Source organism: Variovorax sp. efr-133-TYG-130 (genome assembly GCF_030208835.1).
GTDB lineage: Bacteria > Pseudomonadota > Gammaproteobacteria > Burkholderiales > Burkholderiaceae_C > Variovorax.
This window is the reverse complement of sequence record NZ_JARVTD010000018.1, coordinates 14,508-32,613: the sequence shown is the minus strand read 5'-3', so window position 1 is coordinate 32,613 and position 18,106 is coordinate 14,508. Positions and strand designations below refer to the sequence as shown.

At 60.9% G+C, this 18,106-nt stretch carries 21 protein-coding genes; 16 read left to right on the top strand and 5 right to left on the bottom strand.

The features are described from left to right. Positions 1-108: 108 nt before the first annotated feature. From QRN67_RS17895 to QRN67_RS17880, 4 genes are all read left to right on the top strand, one after another. The gene (locus QRN67_RS17895; protein WP_285412926.1) at positions 109-945 is read left to right on the top strand and encodes a small ribosomal subunit Rsm22 family protein; all 837 of its coding nucleotides are present in this window, start codon (positions 109-111) and stop codon (positions 943-945) included. After that, positions 942-2,045 (top strand): AAA family ATPase, encoded by a 1,104-nt coding sequence (locus QRN67_RS17890; RefSeq protein WP_285412925.1) that lies wholly within the window; start codon positions 942-944, stop codon positions 2,043-2,045. Before QRN67_RS17895 ends, QRN67_RS17890 begins: the two co-directional genes overlap by 4 nt. After that, positions 2,042-4,330, top strand: coding sequence for an alpha-ketoglutarate-dependent dioxygenase AlkB (locus tag QRN67_RS17885; protein WP_285412924.1), 2,289 nt, complete (start codon positions 2,042-2,044; stop codon positions 4,328-4,330). The genes QRN67_RS17890 and QRN67_RS17885 overlap by 4 nt, the downstream gene beginning before the upstream one ends. A 68-nt stretch (positions 4,331-4,398) precedes the next feature. Continuing rightward, positions 4,399-5,169: a hypothetical protein gene (locus QRN67_RS17880; RefSeq protein ID WP_285412923.1), complete on the top strand. Its 771-nt coding sequence runs from the start codon at positions 4,399-4,401 to the stop codon at positions 5,167-5,169. On the opposite strand, the gene QRN67_RS17875 is transcribed toward QRN67_RS17880, so the two are convergent. From QRN67_RS17875 to QRN67_RS17865, 3 genes are read right to left on the bottom strand one after another with little or no spacing between them, the layout of a single operon-like run. Beyond that, positions 5,101-6,312, bottom strand: a complete 1,212-nt coding sequence (locus tag QRN67_RS17875) for a DUF4417 domain-containing protein (protein WP_285412922.1) — start codon at positions 6,310-6,312, stop codon at positions 5,101-5,103. The two genes, QRN67_RS17880 and QRN67_RS17875, sit on opposite strands and share 69 nt — an antisense overlap. Continuing rightward, complete coding sequence (locus QRN67_RS17870; RefSeq protein ID WP_285412921.1) at positions 6,312-6,656, bottom strand: hypothetical protein; 345 nt, start codon at positions 6,654-6,656, stop codon at positions 6,312-6,314. The genes QRN67_RS17875 and QRN67_RS17870 overlap by 1 nt, the downstream gene beginning before the upstream one ends. After that, entirely contained in the window at positions 6,646-7,218 is a 573-nt protein-coding gene (locus QRN67_RS17865) for a hypothetical protein (protein ID WP_285412920.1), read from the bottom strand. Before QRN67_RS17865 ends, QRN67_RS17870 begins: the two co-directional genes overlap by 11 nt. Before the next feature lie 261 nt (positions 7,219-7,479). On the opposite strand from QRN67_RS17865, the gene QRN67_RS17860 reads away from it, so the two are divergent. From QRN67_RS17860 to QRN67_RS17830, 7 genes are all read left to right on the top strand, one after another. Continuing rightward, positions 7,480-8,109 carry a hypothetical protein gene (locus tag QRN67_RS17860; RefSeq protein ID WP_285412919.1) on the top strand — a complete coding sequence of 210 codons (630 nt, stop codon included), beginning with the start codon at positions 7,480-7,482 and terminating at the stop codon, positions 8,107-8,109. Beyond that, positions 8,106-8,423: a hypothetical protein gene (locus tag QRN67_RS17855; RefSeq protein ID WP_285412918.1), complete on the top strand. Its 318-nt coding sequence runs from the start codon at positions 8,106-8,108 to the stop codon at positions 8,421-8,423. Before QRN67_RS17860 ends, QRN67_RS17855 begins: the two co-directional genes overlap by 4 nt. A gap of 53 nt (positions 8,424-8,476) precedes the next feature. Further along, a complete protein-coding gene (gene tnpA, locus QRN67_RS17850) occupies positions 8,477-8,875 on the top strand; it encodes an IS66-like element accessory protein TnpA (RefSeq protein WP_285413006.1) in 399 nt (132 codons plus the stop codon). Further along, positions 8,872-9,177 (top strand): IS66 family insertion sequence element accessory protein TnpB, encoded by a 306-nt coding sequence (gene tnpB, locus QRN67_RS17845; protein ID WP_285412917.1) that lies wholly within the window; start codon positions 8,872-8,874, stop codon positions 9,175-9,177. Before tnpA ends, tnpB begins: the two co-directional genes overlap by 4 nt. A gap of 127 nt (positions 9,178-9,304) precedes the next feature. Further along, on the top strand, positions 9,305-10,909 hold the full coding sequence (tnpC, locus tag QRN67_RS17840; RefSeq protein ID WP_503010910.1) for an IS66 family transposase: 1,605 nt from the start codon (positions 9,305-9,307) through the stop codon (positions 10,907-10,909). Between the two features lie 56 nt (positions 10,910-10,965). After that, entirely contained in the window at positions 10,966-11,463 is a 498-nt protein-coding gene (locus QRN67_RS17835; protein ID WP_285412916.1) for a hypothetical protein, read from the top strand. A gap of 41 nt (positions 11,464-11,504) precedes the next feature. Continuing rightward, positions 11,505-11,951 (top strand): PIN domain-containing protein, encoded by a 447-nt coding sequence (locus QRN67_RS17830; protein WP_285412915.1) that lies wholly within the window; start codon positions 11,505-11,507, stop codon positions 11,949-11,951. Between the two features lie 231 nt (positions 11,952-12,182). Here the strand turns inward: QRN67_RS17830 and QRN67_RS17825 are convergent, their stop codons facing one another. Next, a complete protein-coding gene (locus QRN67_RS17825) occupies positions 12,183-13,121 on the bottom strand; it encodes an IS481 family transposase (protein WP_285412914.1) in 939 nt (312 codons plus the stop codon). A gap of 399 nt (positions 13,122-13,520) precedes the next feature. Between QRN67_RS17825 and QRN67_RS17820 the strand changes: the two genes are divergently transcribed. Continuing rightward, positions 13,521-13,913 (top strand): H-NS histone family protein, encoded by a 393-nt coding sequence (locus QRN67_RS17820; RefSeq protein ID WP_285412913.1) that lies wholly within the window; start codon positions 13,521-13,523, stop codon positions 13,911-13,913. 582 nt (positions 13,914-14,495) lie between these two features. On the opposite strand, the gene QRN67_RS17815 is transcribed toward QRN67_RS17820, so the two are convergent. Beyond that, positions 14,496-15,437: a hypothetical protein gene (locus QRN67_RS17815; protein ID WP_285412912.1), complete on the bottom strand. Its 942-nt coding sequence runs from the start codon at positions 15,435-15,437 to the stop codon at positions 14,496-14,498. Between the two features lie 586 nt (positions 15,438-16,023). On the opposite strand from QRN67_RS17815, the gene QRN67_RS17810 reads away from it, so the two are divergent. The 4 genes from QRN67_RS17810 to QRN67_RS17795 all read left to right on the top strand — a co-directional run bounded on the left by QRN67_RS17810 (position 16,024) and on the right by QRN67_RS17795 (position 18,059). Continuing rightward, complete coding sequence (locus tag QRN67_RS17810) at positions 16,024-16,338, top strand: hypothetical protein (protein WP_285412910.1); 315 nt, start codon at positions 16,024-16,026, stop codon at positions 16,336-16,338. Further along, positions 16,335-16,550: a hypothetical protein gene (locus QRN67_RS17805; RefSeq protein ID WP_285412909.1), complete on the top strand. Its 216-nt coding sequence runs from the start codon at positions 16,335-16,337 to the stop codon at positions 16,548-16,550. The genes QRN67_RS17810 and QRN67_RS17805 overlap by 4 nt, the downstream gene beginning before the upstream one ends. After that, complete coding sequence (locus QRN67_RS17800) at positions 16,547-16,897, top strand: hypothetical protein (RefSeq protein ID WP_285412908.1); 351 nt, start codon at positions 16,547-16,549, stop codon at positions 16,895-16,897. The genes QRN67_RS17805 and QRN67_RS17800 overlap by 4 nt, the downstream gene beginning before the upstream one ends. 169 nt (positions 16,898-17,066) lie before the next feature. Continuing rightward, entirely contained in the window at positions 17,067-18,059 is a 993-nt protein-coding gene (locus tag QRN67_RS17795) for a DUF932 domain-containing protein (protein WP_285412907.1), read from the top strand. The last annotated feature ends 47 nt before the right edge of the window (positions 18,060-18,106 follow it).

The following is an 18,106-nucleotide window of genomic DNA, read 5'->3' as shown; positions in this document are numbered from 1 at the left end:
CGACAGATTCGGCAATGGGAAGACATGCGTCCGGCTTGACGATTTACGTTGCGTTGCGTTCTTCGAACGTTGGCGTATATTCATCTCCGCAGATAAATGGAGGGCTATTTGAATAACAAGAGCAACTGGCTGGCTGAACTGCGAAACAAGCTCGTGATCAGGCCTATCCGAGAGGATAAGAGGAACACCGGAGCCTACGAAACGCTGCTCGGACACTCTAAATCCTGGATTTTCTCTAAGGCAATAGGTGGGGGGCAGGCAAACTTTGACGAAGACATCGAGGATCTGAAACCTCGAGACCGCGCAATGCTCTATGCATGGTTCAACCAGCCAGGGCATGTCCTCGAATTGCAGCACGCATTTGCGCAACTTCTCGCCAACCCTACTGATCTGCAGGACGCAACGGTCATAGATGTCGGGTGTGGGCCGTTCACCGCTGGTCTGGCACTGGCTGACGTCGCTGGGAGCGGCGTGGTGTTTCGCTACTTCGGTATTGACACATCGAAAGCGATGCGGAACTTTGGAGAAGAGCTCGCCGTGGGAGCCCGCGAAATTGGCGCATTGCATTCCCAAACGCAGGTGCAATTTGGAGATTCACTCAACAATTTCAACTTTGAGGAACCACGCGCAGGGTGGACTATTGTTGTGGCGTCGTACCTTCTCGCAAGCAAGACACTCGACGTGCGATCAATCACCAATGAAATCGTCTCAGCATGCGACGCCATGCGGTTTGGACCCGTTGCGCTGCTCTATACGAACACCGCGAGACTGGCAGCTCGCGAAAAATATCCGGAACTCGAGGCCCAGTTGACGGCTTCGGGCTTTGAGTCAGACGGGGACAAGGTTGAAGTGTTGAGCGTCGGGGGGAAGGCCCGCGATATTCACTATGCGCTCTTCGTGCGACCACGAGCTTCAACCGTCCCCATCGAGTGGCTCCTCTCATGAAACTGCCAAGTTTTAGCGTTCTTGAGAAAGAACAGCGTGCCGTGTACTTTGAGGACTTGGATGAGTCGCTCTTGGTAGTGGGCCCCCCTGGATCTGGCAAGACATCGATGGCGCTGTGGCGCGCAAGGCGCCTGGCTACGATGACTCCGCCAAAACGGGTCGTGCTTGTGACTCGCAACAGGTTGCTGGCCGCTGTCGCAAGCCGATTGGCTCTGGAGGAGGGAGGCTGTTCGATCGAGTCGATGACGATGCACAAGTTCTTCACCACCGAATATTCAGGGCGCTTCGGTCACTTCGCCCCGACGGCCGGGTTTCAGTTCCGTTGGCCGCAAATTCTCGCCACCTATGAGCATGCAAATGTCCGGCCGGCCTTGGATCACCTTGTTGTTGACGAAGGACAAAATCTGCCGCCGCAGTTTTTCATCTGGGCGCGTAAGTACGGCGCACGGGCAGTGTCTGTGTTCGCCGATGAGTTTCAGACAACGGATGACAACGGAAGCCAGGTGGCGGATCTGAAGGCTGCGGGTTTTACGAACGTGAAGCCGTTGCTCATAAATTACAGGAACACCCAGGAAATCGTCGATTTCGTCAGCCAGTTCCATGTCGATCGACGACTGCCAAAGCCTCCTGCCAGTCGGGGTTCTTCGGGCGAGCGACCGCGACTGCTGGTCGTGCAGACCTGGGCGGATTTGGTCCAGGCTGTCAGCACCCGGCTGGCCAACCGCGGTGGTTCCATCGGGGTCATCGTCTACGAACGAAACGAGGTGCTTTTCCTCGCCGGCCTTTTCAAGAAGGCGCTGGGAGCGGTGCGGGTGGATCACTATGTCAGTAAACTGCCTGCGGGTGCCGAACACGCAATTCGCATGCAGGAGGAGGGTGTCACAATCATCTCGGGAGAGTCGGCAACCGGGCTGGAGTTCGACGCTGTGTTTCTCCAAGACCTTTCGCGTTCGCTTCCGTCGACGGCCGCTCTTCAGAAGCGTCGCCTCTACACATTTTCTGCCAGGGCACGCGACAGCCTGTTTCTGATCAACGGGCCGGTGGCACTGAGCGCGGCACAATTGGCAGATCTTCCCTCTCGACCCCTACTGGAACCATGAGTTCTCCGCCCAGTGCTCAACTGGACCTTCTCGCCGCAGCCTCCTCGACATCGCAACCCGTGACCAAGATTCGGTTATTTGGGGTGGCGCTGGACGAGGAGCGCGTCATGGAGTTTTTGGCGTGCGAATGGTTGATGGCCGGCAGCGATGGACGTTTGCTGCTGGGGATAGAAGCCCCGTGTGACTCGGCTGCGCTCTCGAAGGGGCATCAGGTTGCAGTTTGGTTTGATCAATCGAAGTTGCCCCTGCAGAAGGTGATGGTTTGGGGAGCTGGCGCATGGGCTGAACACCCGCTTGAAGAGATCGACCCGAATGCCGAGGCGATTTCCTGGGAAGGTCCGCTTCCTCTTTTTGCCGTCTCACATTTCGTCTTTCAGTCCGAAGATGCGCGCGCGAACCTGATATCGCTTGTACGCGGTTTTGTCGACATGGAGGTTCCTTCCCAGCCGATGAGCGTTGGCGCGTTTCATGTACAAGCCGCGCCACCGGTGGCGATCGAAACAGCCGGGACCAGGAATGTTCCCTCAAACTGGAATGCGCTGCGTGGTGCCGCGGCATTGGCAATTTGGGCTGTCCCCGCCATTGGCCCTTGGATGGCACTGCTGTGTGACGTCCTCTCAGGTCGCGCCCCGGTGGCGTCTGCGGCCGCTGTCGATGCCTTGTGGTGGAGAACTCCGCCCTGGGCATTCAAGGCAGATGATTCGCAGTTCCAGTCACCGTTGTGGGGGGCGATGCTCCATGAGCTATCTGGTCCAAGAGTGGCGAAAGAATGGCGGCCCAAATCAATTCTTCAGGGTATCTGTGACCTTGCGGAAAGACTTGGTGAAGATGGCAGTCGTATCAAACGACTGCTGGACAGCACTTCCGCCGTTCTGGAGGATCGTGCCACCATCAAGGACGTAGGGCTGGTCGACGATCCCCTGGCGCTGTCGCTGCAGCTTTTGCTCTTGCGACCGTCACCCGAGAAGTTCATGCGCTGGCCGGAGGAGTGGCCTGCGATCCCTCCAGCAGCGTGGTGGACGGGGTTGACCCTTTCCGGCTACGTCAACGGATACAACTCTCTCCCTGTTGAATGGAAAGGCTCGCTCGCCACCCGGAAGCTGATCGCCCTTCGCACGTGGGTGTTGGCTTCTGAGGCGGATGCGGGTCCCTGGTCGCAGATGACCAAGGGGCCGCTGGAGTGGGTCATTGACGAAAAGGGATTTCGAATCCTAGATGACGGGAAAGTCTGGGTGGAGCACAAGATCGGTAGCCGCGGGCGTTGGTATCAGGCAGACCTCGGCGACGAAGCAGTGCGCGAGGCTGCGCAAAGCTTGGCCGAGGAATTTTGCCCGGAGCTGTCGCAGAGCCATCTGGTCCTGAATGCCGGTGAATATGACCTCCTTGGCGAAGGGACCGCCGAACTGGATCCGAAGCACAGGGTTCTGAAAGTAAGCGGGGCGATCGAGTTCAGAGCGGCGGGAAACATTCGTGTTGAATCGCGGCTTGACGTGGTGAAGTTCAAGCACTGGTTGGCCACGGCATCCATCGCGCAGCGTTTACAGCGTCCACCGAACGAGACAAAGCCATTGGTCCGTCCCTTGGGCGATCCTGGGAGCCTTGAATCGCAGGTGGACGGGGTGGAGCCATTCAAGCCGGTATTGCCATTGGAATCGATCGAGACGGAGAAAGTCGCGTCGACACCCAAGAAGACTAAGGCCCGCGCTCCCAAGATTGCGCACGTTGCATCTGAGCGTCCGAAAGGCCTTGGTGTCGTTCCCGAGTTCATTAATGAGCGGGAGGAGCACGAGTTGCTCGCGGCCATCGATGCCGCGCAATGGGACACGTCGATGCGTCGACGCGTTCAGCACTATGGTTGGAAATATGACTACAAGACCCGGAAGGTCAGTCCGTCCGCGAGGATCGGTCCCTTGCCGGCATGGGCACAACAGTTGGCGCACAGACTCGTTGAGAAGGGCGTGGTCAGCGAGGAGCCCGACCAGGTCATCGTCAACGAGTATCAGGGGAAGCAGGGTATCGCAAAGCATGTCGACTGCATCGAGTGCTTCCGGGGGCCGATCGTCACGATCAGCCTCAACGAGACTTGGGAAATGCTGTTCACCAGGACGTCTAGCGATCGGAAGCTGGAGCGGTATGGGCAGCTTCTACCCCGTCGGAGTGCAGTAGTGCTCGATGGTGAGGCGCGCACGTCTTGGCAACACGAAATTCCGCCTCGTCTCGAAGAGATGGGCGTGGTCCGCGGGCGGCGTATCTCCATCACATTGCGTCGAGTCAATCGCGAGTAGCACGCCTTGAAACCGGGAGCCACTTCATACGACAGGAATGGACCTGGTCAGAGGAGCACACCAGGGCGATGAACTTCCAGCAGCGCTTCGCTCGATCGGACGATGTCGCCGCCGTTTTGGACGGCGCCGGCAGCGCACCTTTGAAGGTGGATGCGTCCGATATCGGCCTTGGCCCGTTGCTCGAACTGCTGATACTGCGGCGTGGGAGCGACCGCGCAGTCCAGATCGCTGACGCCTCGAACCGGGGTCGCCTGCTTCGTCGATCCCTGAAGTCGGAGCGACCCTATTTGAATGAAAACGGAACAGGCATCCTGCACCATCGAAGCGGCGGAGGGCCGGAGGCCAATGCCGCGGCGAACGACTTCGCCGATGCTTTTCGCAAGCGGTTGGTCGAGGCTGGTGCGGCAACTTCAGCTGCGCTGCGTTTGTCCGGCGGGTTGCACGAGTTGCTGAACAACGTCCAAGAGCATGCCGGCAATGGCGTGGATGGGCTTGGCGCTTTCGAGGTGCAGGAACGTTCCGCCTGGATGGTGGTGGCCGATAGCGGCTGCGGCGTGATGGGCGGCTACCTTGCTTCGCCTCTCCTGGAGCGACCGACCGATGCGGAAATGGCGCTCAAGTGGGCAGTGATCGACCATCGCTCTCGCACAGGCGATGCAGCTCGAGGAACAGGATTTCAGACGGTCATTCAGTCAGTGCGCTCGTTGGATGGCAGCCTCAGAGTCCGGAGCGATGCAGCCAGCATCGAACTTGAGCAGGGGTCGGACCGCTCAAGTTTCCTCTTGCGTGAACAGGGGAATCTGCGTGGTTTTATCGTCAGTGTTCTGCTGCACTGGTAACGCCTGGAAGTTGAATTGAGTCTGTAAATCAGATTCCGGCGGTAAACGAGATTGCGTGGAAGCGAAGCGCAGGGTTTGAATATTGTGGCGCAACAGAGCTTGCGTTTCGCGGCTCGTGCTGGTGCTGACGGACAAGTATCCAACCCGGCCGCTCTCATTGAAGTAGGCTTTGCGGCGCTTCATCGAGCGCATGTAGGCAGTCGAATCGATGAATACAACTTGCTTGAAGACAGATCTAAGCGAATGCGCGGCCTCTGCATTGCCGCGAATCACGAGGACCAGGTCACGTCCCACGGCACGAGCGAGAGTGGTGAGTCGTGCGCAATACTGATCTGCGCTTTGCTTTGTGGCTGTACCAGTCAGGAATTCGAAGGCGACGGCTCGCACGGCCGGCTGCTGTCGAATGAACTCGGCCCATCGAACGAAATCATGATCCGTGCGGCCGTTGAGGTGCAACGCCGTGCACAGGCCGCCCTGGGTCATGTGGTACCAAACCCATGCGATCCGCTTCATCGCGTGCAGATTGTCGTGCCGTGGGCTATCAAGGATCGTGCTGAAATCCGGCGAAGTGGCGAAGATAGCGCCCGCGTGCACAAGCTGCCGGGCGATGCGGCTGATGTCCGGCAGGGTCCAGATGCGCTCAACGGCGGGGTCTTCTTGAACGCCAGACAAAATCCAGCCGTGGCGCGGCCGTACGCCGTAGTCCTGGGTGAGCTCCTGGCGGCTCCTTGCGCGTGTTGCATGCCCCCGGCCCCTCAGAGCGTAGGTCAGCGGCAGTGCCACGTGGTCATCGAGCACCGTTACGCGACGGGGCATCAGATTGCCTTGCAGCAGCGCAATCCAGTCTGACAAGCGGGGAACTTCGACGGTGCGGGCTCTCGGGATGTTTGTGAGGTCCCAGCCATCGACTTCGCGATGCCGCCTGACATATTCTTCCGGTTTGCGTGGGCAAACGAAATCGCATTTGCTCGGGTCGACACAATTGCAGTGCGACATGCACGAGACGAGCAGCGAGCCTGTATTGCGCAGATGGAGGCCGCCACAGACCGAACGGTCAATGCAATTTCCACAACCGAGCAAAGGCTGGCCCTGACCGACATCCTTGAATGTCGCGCCGAACCGGATCGCGTCTGTGCTCAGCATCAGCGTTCCACGATGAGGTCGATGCAGCTGGCCGCCGGCAACTGCGCCCGCACATGCACGATGGCGAGGCCTCTGCCGTACTGCAGATCCAGAAGCAGTTCGGGCTTCGGCCGTTTGACTTCACCGATGCAGATGTTCTCGTCGCGTACCTTGATCGCGCCATCAAGCAATTGCAGGATCAGCTTGCGGCCGACCGGGGGCATCTCACCGAAAACGGAAGCGCGGCAGCCCAGCTCCTCGCCTGGCGCCAACGAAGCGAGGAGGTCGTGCGTCCCGATGTAGAGTTGCCTGTTCCAGCCTTTCGTGCGGCTCTCACGCTGCTTGCGCAGAAAATCATTGCCCATAAGACATGCCTTTCACCACAGGGGAGTAGTACTTGGTCTTTCCAACTTTGCGTTCGGCGAGCAAACCCATGCGATTCAAGGCCACGAGTCTGTTGTTCCATGCGGTCGTGACGGTGCCTTCGCCGGAGGCGTCGCTGACCGCCTTGGCGTCGGCTTCACCGAGTTGAAGGACCAATGCCAGGGTCGTCTCCAACTTCGGGTCCAAGAGACCTCTCGCGTTCACGTCCGTGATCGTTGAGCCCTCGAGAGCACAGAAAAGCAGGACGTTGCTGGATTGGGCTGCTGCAATCAGTCCTTCATCGCGCGTGATTTCGTCGACATTGGCGAGGAAGCAGGGTTGTCCGTCCTCAGCTGCCCAGCGAACGATTGACAGGATTGCCTCCCGGAAGGCGCTCGCTGTGATCAGCTCCATCCCTTTGAAGTCGAATACCCAAGGGGGGCTCAGGGCGGATACGGCGACCTGTAGCTTGCCTGCAGCTTCGCGTCCCGAGGCGGCGCCGGCCAGGACGGACACGCCAAGGAACGTGCGAAGCGGCAGAAGATTTTGCTCACTCACTTTCATGAGTGAGAATGTAGGGCAAAAGCCAGCGGCCGGCAAGCCCCCACAAATAATTCCGCTTTCGGTCTCATCAGGGGCACTTTACGAGCGAGCCGGATCAGCCGAATCCCAGCGAGGTTTCTTACGCAGGTTCGGTGATCAAGCGCTGCGGCCTGCAGTACTTTCACTCAACGAGGCGAGTGCCGACCGCGTATTCTTGCCACCATCTATAAGCGAGGATCTATGGCGAATAGCGATGCTCTCGCCGTGTTTCAGGATCTGTCCATGCAGGCTCCCGGCATCGAGCGCGAAACGTTGCGCGAGGCGCTCGATGAAACGGCTCGATCCGATACGCGCTGGACCCGAGAAGAAGAGCGCGAAGCGCAACTGCGTACCGGGTCAGGTGACGAAGAGGCCATGGCCTTTAGTCGTGAAGCTGGCGATGGGCTGGCGGCCGCTCGACTGGTGCTGTGGTCGGCACCCGATGGCTACTCGGTTGCGAACATCGTTCCGTTGGAGTCCAGTTCGTTCAGCCACGCAGAGTACAACGCACTCTTGAGCGATTTCCAGAAGCGCATTGCGGTGCCGGCTTCGAACAAAAGTGGTCACAAGGTAGAGGTTTCGTCAGGAGCGGCAGCCTTGGAGGATTGGGTCAGTCCTGAAACAGCTACGGCCCTGCGCCGGTTTTCGGCACTGGCCAACAAGTCAACCGGATCCGCGCATCCGCTGGATCAAACGCGGTGGTTGAGTTTCGTGATTCTTGCGCACCGCGACTCGCCGCCGCTGGGCCCGGGCAGGCTTTGTCGTTGGCTGGTGGAGATCGAGCATTGGTCGGATGACGTCGCTCAACTATTAGCGATCGAATATGAATTCGGCCTGGCGTTGTTGGCGCAGTACGACCAGTCTGATCGATGAGCTTACCGACAGTCGAGCGGGCGAGGATCGTCGCTTTGGGCGCACCCATCCTGTGCCTTGATACCTGCTCCATTCTGGACGTCCTGCGGGATCCCACGAGAGAGTCCATCCGCGCGCACGATGCACAAGCTGCACTCGAGTTGCTGCTTGCCGCGGAAACGGAATCGCAGTTGGTTGCTGTATGGGCCGAGCAGGCGGAACTGGAATTCCAGGGCAACCTCAACAGTGTGGAGGAGGAGTCGAACAAGGGCGTGAGGAGTAATAGTCCGACGAAGGCCGTCTTGCTGAAGCCTTCCGAAGTCGAGAGCATGTGACCTGAACAAATGGCACCGCATGAGGTGCCCATCATCAGGAGTGCGTGTACATCATGAAGAGTGAGGGAGAACCAGGTCGGCGCCATCACGATCGGGCGTTGAAGGCCAGGCTTGTTGAGCTGAGCTTGCAGCCAGGAGCGTCGGCATCGGCAATCGCGAGGGAGCACGGCATCAACGCCAACTTGCTGTTCACCTGGCGACGTGAGTTCCGGCGTGCTGAGACTTCAGCGGGCAACACGGCTTGCGCTGTGCTGTTGCCGGTGAAGGTCTCGTCGGACGCCGAGGTCATGACGATGGCCACTTTAGTCGAGCCAACGTCACCGCCATCGAGATCTGCGCCGCGCAGCGGCGTCATTGAGCTGGAGTTCGCCGGCGCGCAATTGCGCTTGCGTGGTGCCGTGGACGAAGCCAGCCTGTGCAGCGTCCTGCGCGCGCTGCGCCAAAGCGCATGATCGGCCCGCGCGCAGGCACCCGCGTCTGGCTGGCGGCCGGCGTAACCGACATGCGCTGCGGCATGGACACGCTGGCAGCGAAGGTGCAGACGGCTCTCACCGAGGATCCGTACTCCGGCCATGTCTTCGTCTTCCGCGGGCGGCGCGGCGACCTGGTCAAGCTGCTGTGGAGTGACGGCGATGGGATGTGCCTGCTGGCCAAACGCCTGGAGCGTGGCCGCTTCATCTGGCCGCAGGCCGAGTCGGGATCGATCTCGCTGAGTGCCGCGCAGCTGTCGATGCTGCTCGAAGGCATCGACTAGCGCCGACCTGAGCGCACCTGGCAGCCGCGCGCAGCGGCATAGCCGTTGGTGCCTGTCGTTGACAGGACAACTCCCGTTGAAGGCACTGGCTGCTTCACGCACAGTCGTGCCCATGACCTCGGAGGAACTGCTCGTTGCCAACGCCGCTCTCAGCGGCGAGGTACAGCGCTCGCAAGAGGCATTGAAGATCGCGCTGCTGACCGTCGAGAAGCTCAAGGTCGAGGTGGCTTACTTGCGACGCATGAAGTACGGCCGCTCCAGCGAGCAACTCAAGCATGCGCAGCTCGACCTGGTGGGTGGCCAGCTCGCGCAGCCGGCGGTGCCCTCAGCGCTGCCAGGTGAGGACGTCGCTGATGGCGAACACCACTCCACCAACGTCAAGTCCCTCGAGCAGGCCCGCAAGAAGCGCCAGGCGCAACAGCGTACCGGCGTGCGGGATCTGCCGGCACATCTGCCGCGACGCACCGTGGTGCACATGCCGAACAGCGGCTGCGACTGCGATGCCTGCGGTCGCAGCCTGCGCGAGATCGGCCAGGACGTCTCGGAGGTGCTCGACTACGAGCCCGGCACCTTCCACGTCGTACGCCACGTTCGCCCCAAGCTCGCTTGTGCGACCTGCAGCACGATCACGCAGGCACCAGCGCCGAGCCGCCCCATCGACCGCTGCATGGCCGGCGCCGGCCTGCTCACGCACGTGCTGGTGAGCAAGTATTGCGACCACACACCCCTGTACCGGCTATGCCAGATCTACGGCCGTGAAGGCGTGGATCTGCAGCGATCGACCCTCGCCGACTGGGTAGCGCAGGCGGCACGCCTGCTGAGCCCGCTGGCCGAAGCCATTGGCCGCTACGTGGTGGCGGCCGACAAGGTCCACGGCGACGACACGCCGATCCGCGTGCTCGGCGGTGCGGGCGCCAGGGCTCGCACCGGACGCCTGTGGGTGTACGTCAGGGATGACCGCCCCAGCGGCGACACTGCACCGCCGGCGGTGTGGTTCCAATACTCGGCGAACCGCAAGGGCGAACACCCCGTGGGCCACCTGAGGCACTTCAAGGGAATCCTTCAAGCGGATGCCTTCGCGGGCTACCACCCGCTGTACGAAGACGGCCGTGTGGTCGAGGCGGCTTGCTGGAGCCATGCACGCCGCAAGGTGTGGGACATCCACGAGCGTCAGCACAAGCTGGCCGGCACGCTGGCGCATCAGGCGTTACAGCGCATCGGTAAGGTGTTCGGCGTAGAGGCCGACATCCGCGGCAAGCCGCCGGACGAGCGAATGCAGCTTCGCCAGGCACGCACTGGTCCGATGCTGGGTGAATTGAGGGAGTGGTTCACCACAACGCTGTCGCAGGTCTCGGCAAAGTCGCCGATGGCATTGGCGATCGGGTACTCGCTGAGCAACTGGACGGCGCTGACGCGCTTCGTCGACGACGGCCGGATCGAGGCGCACAACAACGCAGCCGAACGTGCGCTGCGCGGCGTGGCGATCGGGCGCAAGAACTACCTGCACCTCGGCTCCGACGCCGGCGGCTGTAGCGCTGCAGTGATCTACACGTTGATCGGCTCCGCCAAGCTCAACGGAATTGACCCACACGCCTATCTGCGGCACGTGCTCGAGCGCATTGCCGACTACCCGAGCAACCGCATCGACGAGCTGCTGCCGTGGGCAGTCGCCGGTGAGCTCGTCAAGGCTACGCCCACGACATCGGCGACGGCAGACAAGCTCGCGGCCTGAGCGTTGCCGCTGGCAAAATTGCCGACATGCGTGTCGAGCAGATCAAAGACCTTCCCATGGCCACCAGCGCCGAGCTTTACCAGCTCAGTTGGGTCATCGAGCAACTCATGGCCGACCCCCGACGCATCGTGCAGGCGCGCTCGCAGCTGCACATGGGCCAACTGGTGCAGTACTGGGACTGGGGCACTGGCAAGCTGCGCGCGGCGCGCATCGTGGCCATGAAGGACCGCCAAGCCACGCTGGTCGACGAGCAGAGCAAAGAGCGCCTGAGCGTGCTGTATGCGGCCATCGTGCCGGCCGAGGAACAGCCGAATGCATCGGATGCCAGATCAACGACAGCAGCGCCTGCGGCGCCGCTGAGGCCGCCGCCGGAGATCAACAGGAAGGAGGACTTCCGTGTCGGCCAGCGGGTGAGCTTCGTCGACCAAGGCCTCAAGCGTCAGGTCGGAGAGATCAAGCGCCTCAACCAGCGCACGGCCACCGTTCACTGCGACGGCCGGGCCTGGCGCGTGGGCTTCGGCCTGCTCCAGCACGTAGCCGACATCACGCCATAAACCGCCCGGCTGTCAACGACGGCCTTCAGCGGACTATTACCGTGAGGAAGCTGCGCGAACAAGTGCAACGTGTCGACGCCGTTGCTGCTGTTTTCGGGGCGACTGCAACGACGAACACCCAGCATCTTGCCGGTCATGTGCAGAGAGCACGGGTGATCGCCGACCGCTGGATTCGAGCCGTGACCGTCGTGCCCCAGGGGGCGCTCGTCGCCGCGCGCGCGATAGCGCGCGTGAATCGAGCAGTCACGCCAGCAAAAAAAGGCAAGGACTCCGTGAAGGACTGCGTGGTGATTGAAACCTACCTAGAGGAAGTCATCGCTCTTTGTAGCGCCGGCTCCACGGTGAGAATGGTGTTCGCATCATCCAATGTCAATGACTACTGCGATGCGGCGCGGGTGCTCAAACCGGATATCGCTCAAGAGTTCGCTGCGCTGAATCTGGAATACGCACCCAGCTTGGGCGCGGCCAAACATCTACTCGGGCTCTGACGAACAGTAATCTTCTCGCAGCAGTCGAGTCATCTCGCTACCCAAGCATTAGAGCAGGCGCTCGCTGAGGCGGGCAGACTCAAAGCGCAACTCGACAACTGTGGTGATCGCGATCAGCCTGTGGGGGCCTTGCGATAAGAAAATTCTCACCACCTCGATCAATCGGAGAGAAGAGGACGCGAGTGCGGCTCCCGATGCCATCAGGCAAATGGGACTGCGGAAGAGAGCTAGCTAGCTGTCGAGTTGCAATAGGTTATTCCCGCTGAGTCGGGAAGCTGGGGGCCTGTAGCCCAATGCGGAGTGCGGCCTCCTGGCGTTGTAGTAGCTCAGAAACGCAGGCAGCCATGTGGTGCGTTCTTTGCTGTTGGCCCAGACACGGCCATAGGCCCATTCGCGTAGACAGGTCTGGATGAATCGCTCGGCCTTGCCATTGGTCTGTGGGCGATAGGGCCTGGTGAAGGTATGTTTGATGCCCAGTGCCTGGCAAGTCTTGGCGAACAGCCGCGAGCGATAGGCCGAGCCGTTGTCGGTGATCAAGCGCTTGATGGTCACGCCCAAGGCCGCGTAGTGAGCCACGGCCGCCTGCAGGAACGCCACGGCCGAGCCCTTGCGCTCGTCGTCATGCATCTGCACGAAGCCCGCTCGCGAGTGGTCGTCGATGGCCACGTGAGCGAACTCCCAGCCTGCGCCTCGCGTGGCATCGCGACGATCGCCTGTGACGCGGTGGCTGGGCTGCACGATGCGCCCGAGCTTCTTGGTGTCGATATGCAGCAGCTCGCCCGGCGCTTCTCGCTCGTAGTGAACGATGGGTGCAATGGGGTCCAGGGCCTTCAGGCTGGACAGCCCCAGGCGTGCGAGCAGGCGACTGACCGTGGACACGCTGCGCCCCACGATGGTGGCGATGCGGCGCATGGGCATGCGCGAGCGGCGCAATTGCTCGATGCGCTCGTGCAGCTCAGCGTCCAGGTTCGTGCGCGTTCTGGCCGGGCGCGAGCTGCGATCGTGCAGGCCCTGCACGCCGCCCTCTAGGAAGCGCTTGAGCCATTTGCGCGCAGTGCGCGGGCTGATGCCTGCCGCCTCGGCGGCAGGCATCAGCCCCATTCCTGCAATGCGTTCGACAAGCAACTTGCGACCTTCCAATGTCAATCTGGCATTCTTATGGCTGTTCATCCGGTGGGATTCCTCTGAGATCCTGAAGCGTGGTAACTCCAGTTTCCCAGACCCATTCGGGTGAACAACCTATTGAGACATCACAGCTAGCACGTCCATGGGCTTCGCTGCTCGGCCATTTATCGGGTCGGCCGACGGTTACGCGATGGCCAGTCGCCGCCAATTGGATCTGTAGCAATTTTTCATCGCGGACGCAGCGAGTGGTCGCCAAAGTATTCCATGGCCGCGGCACTCAGGTCTGTTGCTCGATCACCCTAACGCGAATAAACATAGGTAGATTTGCGAGTTGCGACGGCTCGTCAGATACAAATCTGACGATGGCAGATCGTAGGCAGTTGTTATAAATCTAAAAATCGAATCTGGAAGTCGATAGGCGCGCTGACAAGGCGCTGTTATCCGATGCTCTATGCTTCGCATCCCTTCTCTTCTCAGGTGCAAATTATGGCCAAAACGTTTCTCCAAGTTCAAAAGCAGATCGAGCAGCTACAAAAAGAAGCTGAGCATCTTCGCAAAAAGGAGTCCGATGGGGTGCGAAGCCGAATCAAGGAGGCGATTTCGGTCTATGGCTTTACCGCCGCCGATCTTGGATTTGGCAAGGCGCCTAGTCGGGTTGCAGTCACCAAAGAAGGCATCGGCAAAAAGTCTCGCAAGAGCACCAAGACCACCAATGCGAGCGCGCCGAAGTTCAAGGATGAACAAGGCAATGTTTGGAGTGGTCGTGGTCCGCGCCCGGCATGGTTCAAGGCGGCGCTTGAAGCGGGGAAGTCGGCTGACGATTTGCTGGCCAAGTAGCATTTCATTTTCCGGCCTCGGTAGGGTGGTCGCGGGTGGGCTCCTTCATTCGACGGGCTGTGGTGAACCCGTTGCCGCTCCGACTAAGTTCTTGTTGCGCTGGAGATATCTACGAAGAGGTCCTGTTGGCTGTTGCTCGGTCCTCGGGGAGCCCAAGGGTCAAACGGCAACCAGTTTCTCGGCAAGCGCTCTGCGCCTTGCAAAGTTGTCCGACCTCGGATCAAGTGAGGACGACAGCTGTTTCATATCTTTGCTTCGATAGGCCAAGCTGTCCGGTGTGTCTCACCAGATCAACTCCAGAAAATACCGCGGCGCCGTGTTGCCCCCGCGAACGTGCCGGATCGGTGAACCAAGAAATTTTTCAGCCCTCTATCACTACAACGGTGCTACGTGAACTTCAGATCATTCGCCTGATTTGCACGATCATTGTGATGAATGGACGATCGATTTCGACTTGTCCAGCCACGCGTCAATCCGAGCCCATTACTCCGACTTGACGGCGGTGCCAAGGGCTTGCAAAAGTATCGCGTTGCGGCTGGGTCGCATCGCGATCCACTTTCGGCCCCGGTCTTCGGACGGGATCTACGTCGTTGCGCACTTCCTGCTCCGAAACCACGTACGGCTGTCCTTCGAGCCTGCGCCATCTACGCATCGCTGGTCGAAGTGGCCGCAATCGTTCAAGACCTGCCGCCAGCTGGAGCGTTTGTAGCGCTCCAATGTGTACTCGGGATGCCGCGTCTTCATCCGCTCCATTGCCCCCTCCAGCGGTGCCCAACCGTCCACTGCGAGCGCTGTTTCCGCTTCGCGCAGATGCTCCACCATCGAGCTCTGTCGCCATTCCACGGTGCCATCCGGCTGAATGCCGTGAATGATCAGATCGGACCAGGTCTCGGTCGACATGAATGCCGCCATCGCCTTGCGGCCTTCGTCCAAGGCCACGAGCCAACGTCGCGCCTCCATACAGCGCATATCAATCTGCGTGTAACTCTCCTCCAGGAAGGCATCGGCGGCAAGGCACCCTTGCGTCGACCAAATATCGAAATCTTCGATGAAGTGATGCACCAGGCGATTTCGCAGGACTACTAGATCGCGAAGGGCTGAGACCACCCGCTGGTGCTCTTCGGGAGACAACGGGATGCGTGCGTCCATCCGGATGCAGATCTGCTTGGTGTCCGGAGGCTCCCACACCGGTTCGGACGTCTCTCCGCCTTGGGCTTCCGACGCTGGCTGGAGGGAGAGATAGCTGCCGCTCAATACGGTCACAAGGCCCCCTAAGGTTTGATTCGCAAGTGCGGCCTCACGCTTTTTCCGGATGTCCTGCAACTCATTGGCAGGCCCCGCGAGCTCGAAATTCGCGGCCAGCGCTTTGATCATCTTCTCGTACTGCTGCAGCCGCAGCATGCAGCGTCCCAGCTTGCGCTGGACATCCCGCTGCAGTGCGCCGACGGCGTCGGGCACAGCCGGCGCGCTCGTAGCAGCGCACACGTCGGCGCCCAACGCTGAGTCTTTTTCCTCTGCCTTCATCAATCCCTCTGCATTTGCCTGTCTGAGGCGCCGAAGTTAAGCGGAGCGTGCGGGCCTGTCAAAGCGCCTTCCTGTGCTCCCACCTCGCCAACCGATGTCCGCTTCGGGCACCGGCTTATGCCCTGCCTTGCAGGCCGACCGCTTCGCTCGGTCTGCACGTGTTCGTTTCCCTTTCATCAACCTCGAGCAAGGGTTTTCTTCCATGCCCACCTCTTCCCAATGTGAATCCAGTCGAGTCGTCTGTCCCGACCGTGCCAAAAATTAGGCGGCACATGCCTCCCGCAGGGGAGTCGGAAGCCCCTGTCTTGAGTGCGGTGGCCGGCCTCGGAGTCGCCACGGATGGTGTCCGCGCCCTTCTCATGTCGTCGGTCATGACTGTCGATGCCAAGCAGGCCTTGCGAGAACTGGCGACCGCGATGATTCCAGAATTTTTCAACCACATATGACTTGCATGGGATAGAACGTAGAAGTCCATCCCCTTCGAACAAAGCCCAGTCCGGTCTTGCGATCGCACTGGGCTTTTTGCCGTCTGGCTCTTCATCGGGCATCCAACGTTGCCCTTCCCCTAGAAAGAAAGCGCTTCTCTATGCTCACTTGTCCCCAATGTGAATCCGACCGCGTCGTCTCCCGTGACCGCGGCAAAAAAGTAGGTGGTGCCGCTGGCGCCATCGTTGGCGCAGCCTGGGGTGCCGCCTGCGCCATGCGCGGTGCCCAGGTCGGCACGCTCGCAGGCGCAGCCACCGACCCGGCCGGCTCCCTGCTGAGTTCCATGGCCGGTGCCGCGCTCGCAGGGCTGGCCGGTGGCGCCACCATTGGCCAGGCCATGGACGCAAGCTTCCTGGACAACTACGAGTGCTTGGCTTGCAGCTATACGTTCGGCGAGAAGCCGGCCGCTCCATGAAGGACCCGACGACTCGTTTCTACGTTGTCTCAGTGACTGCGGGCGGTACGGGCTCGCAGGAGTTCCCCACGGAGCTCGCTCGGGCCGAACACCTACGAGAGCAGGACGACCGCTTCGACGACTTCTATTGCCTCGATGTGGAGGGCGAACTCAAGGACGTCTACATGGCGCCGACCGGTGCCAGTGTCGACCTTGGGGACTACCCCGGATGACGACACACCCGGACCATCCCTTCATCAACCCGCACCTGCTGGCCATGTTCATGTGGCAGGGCTTCATGCAGGCCCGTCCATGGGGCGATGCGGATGCCGATCTGTACGGCGAGCAGATCGGTGCGGCCGTTGTACTTTCCGACTGCGTCACGGAGCTGCACCAGGCCCTCAATGCGTGCCTGGCCGAGGTGGCGATGCCGGACTTCCCCGGCGTCATGGACTACGAGGTCAGCGAGCCGTTCGGTACCTGGTGCCGCCAGAACTTCCACTGCGATCCAAAGGATCGACGCGCTCAGGCCCGGCGCCTGGTCGACGAGTTCTTCGATCAAGGACAGAAAGCGCGCTAAGTCCTTCGCACGCAACGATCCCGTTCTCCGCCTCTCCTGCTCCCTCGCGCTCGAGCGCTTCTCTTCAACTCTTTCCACCCTTCGACGCCCACGCCCGGACGCTGCCCTTTGCAGCGATCCGGCGTGGGCGTCGTGCTTTTTTCAACCCTCAAAAGGAAATTGACCCCTTATGGCTCACCTCATCGAAACCATGGCCTACGCCGGCGAAACCCCCTGGCACCTGCTGGGCACAGCGCTCCCACCCAAGCAGCCCATCGAAGTCTGGGCGCAGCAGGCCGGCATGGACTGGACCATCCGTGAGACCCCGGTGCGCTACATGAGCGAAGACGCGGGTAGCTTCGAGGCCTTGAAGGCCTTCGAGGAGCAGAAGGTTCTCTACCGCAGCGATACCAAAGCGGCCTTGTCCGTCGTCAGCAGCCGCTACCAAGTGGTCCAGCCGCAAGCCGTGCTCGAGTTCTACCGGGACCTTACCGAAGTCTCGGGCTTCGAGATGGAAACCGCAGGCGTCCTCAAAGCTGGGCGGAAGTTCTGGGCGCTCGCGCGCACCGGTCAACACACCGTGCTCAAGGGCGCCGATGCCGTCGACGGGTACCTGCTGCTGGCAACCTCCTGCGACGGCACGCTGGCCACGACCGTGACGCCGACCACGGTGCGGGTGGTCTGCCACAACACCCTCACCATGGCGATCAACGGCGCGAGCAGCAGTGCCATCCGCGTGCCCCACAACACCAGCTTCGATGCCGATGCGATCAAGCGCCAACTGGGTATCGCCGTGTCGCAGTGGGACGGCTTCATGCACCGCATGAAGACCCTGGCCGAGCGCAAGGTCAAAGGCAAAGAGTCGCTGGACTATTTCCTCCACGTGCTGTGCGGACCGCATGCAGGTCAAGGCGATGGCAAGCAAGGCACCTCCGAGCAAACGGTGGTCCCGCAGGCGCGAGCCGTCAAGCGGATCCAGGCGCTCTACGAGGGCCAGGGCCGTGGCGCCGAACTCGCGGCCGCGAAGGGCACAGCGTGGGGCTTGTTGAACGCGGTGACCGAATACGTCGACCACGAACGACGTGCCCGCAGCCGCGAATACCGCCTGGACAGCGCCTGGTTCGGCCAGGGTGCGGCGATCAAGCAGCGCGCGCTCACCCATGCCCTTGAACTCATCGCCTGAGGGTGCTCGCCAAGCAAGTCAGAACCACCTCAACCCCCGCCCGCTGC

Coding starts and splice junctions, on each gene's coding strand:
- QRN67_RS17890 (WP_285412925.1), top strand. CDS start 942: ATGAAACTGCCAAGTTTTAGCGTTCTTGAGAAAGAACAGCGTGCCGTG.
- QRN67_RS17885 (WP_285412924.1), top strand. CDS start 2,042: ATGAGTTCTCCGCCCAGTGCTCAACTGGACCTTCTCGCCGCAGCCTCC.
- QRN67_RS17880 (WP_285412923.1), top strand. CDS start 4,399: ATGAACTTCCAGCAGCGCTTCGCTCGATCGGACGATGTCGCCGCCGTT.
- QRN67_RS17875 (WP_285412922.1), bottom strand. CDS start 6,312: ATGCTGAGCACAGACGCGATCCGGTTCGGCGCGACATTCAAGGATGTC.
- QRN67_RS17870 (WP_285412921.1), bottom strand. CDS start 6,656: ATGGGCAATGATTTTCTGCGCAAGCAGCGTGAGAGCCGCACGAAAGGC.
- QRN67_RS17865 (WP_285412920.1), bottom strand. CDS start 7,218: ATGAAAGTGAGTGAGCAAAATCTTCTGCCGCTTCGCACGTTCCTTGGC.
- QRN67_RS17860 (WP_285412919.1), top strand. CDS start 7,480: ATGCAGGCTCCCGGCATCGAGCGCGAAACGTTGCGCGAGGCGCTCGAT.
- QRN67_RS17855 (WP_285412918.1), top strand. CDS start 8,106: ATGAGCTTACCGACAGTCGAGCGGGCGAGGATCGTCGCTTTGGGCGCA.
- tnpA (WP_285413006.1), top strand. CDS start 8,477: ATGAAGAGTGAGGGAGAACCAGGTCGGCGCCATCACGATCGGGCGTTG.
- tnpB (WP_285412917.1), top strand. CDS start 8,872: ATGATCGGCCCGCGCGCAGGCACCCGCGTCTGGCTGGCGGCCGGCGTA.
- QRN67_RS17835 (WP_285412916.1), top strand. CDS start 10,966: ATGGCCACCAGCGCCGAGCTTTACCAGCTCAGTTGGGTCATCGAGCAA.
- QRN67_RS17825 (WP_285412914.1), bottom strand. CDS start 13,121: ATGAACAGCCATAAGAATGCCAGATTGACATTGGAAGGTCGCAAGTTG.
- QRN67_RS17820 (WP_285412913.1), top strand. CDS start 13,521: ATGCTCTATGCTTCGCATCCCTTCTCTTCTCAGGTGCAAATTATGGCC.
- QRN67_RS17815 (WP_285412912.1), bottom strand. CDS start 15,437: ATGAAGGCAGAGGAAAAAGACTCAGCGTTGGGCGCCGACGTGTGCGCT.
- QRN67_RS17810 (WP_285412910.1), top strand. CDS start 16,024: ATGCTCACTTGTCCCCAATGTGAATCCGACCGCGTCGTCTCCCGTGAC.
- QRN67_RS17805 (WP_285412909.1), top strand. CDS start 16,335: ATGAAGGACCCGACGACTCGTTTCTACGTTGTCTCAGTGACTGCGGGC.
- QRN67_RS17800 (WP_285412908.1), top strand. CDS start 16,547: ATGACGACACACCCGGACCATCCCTTCATCAACCCGCACCTGCTGGCC.
- QRN67_RS17795 (WP_285412907.1), top strand. CDS start 17,067: ATGGCTCACCTCATCGAAACCATGGCCTACGCCGGCGAAACCCCCTGG.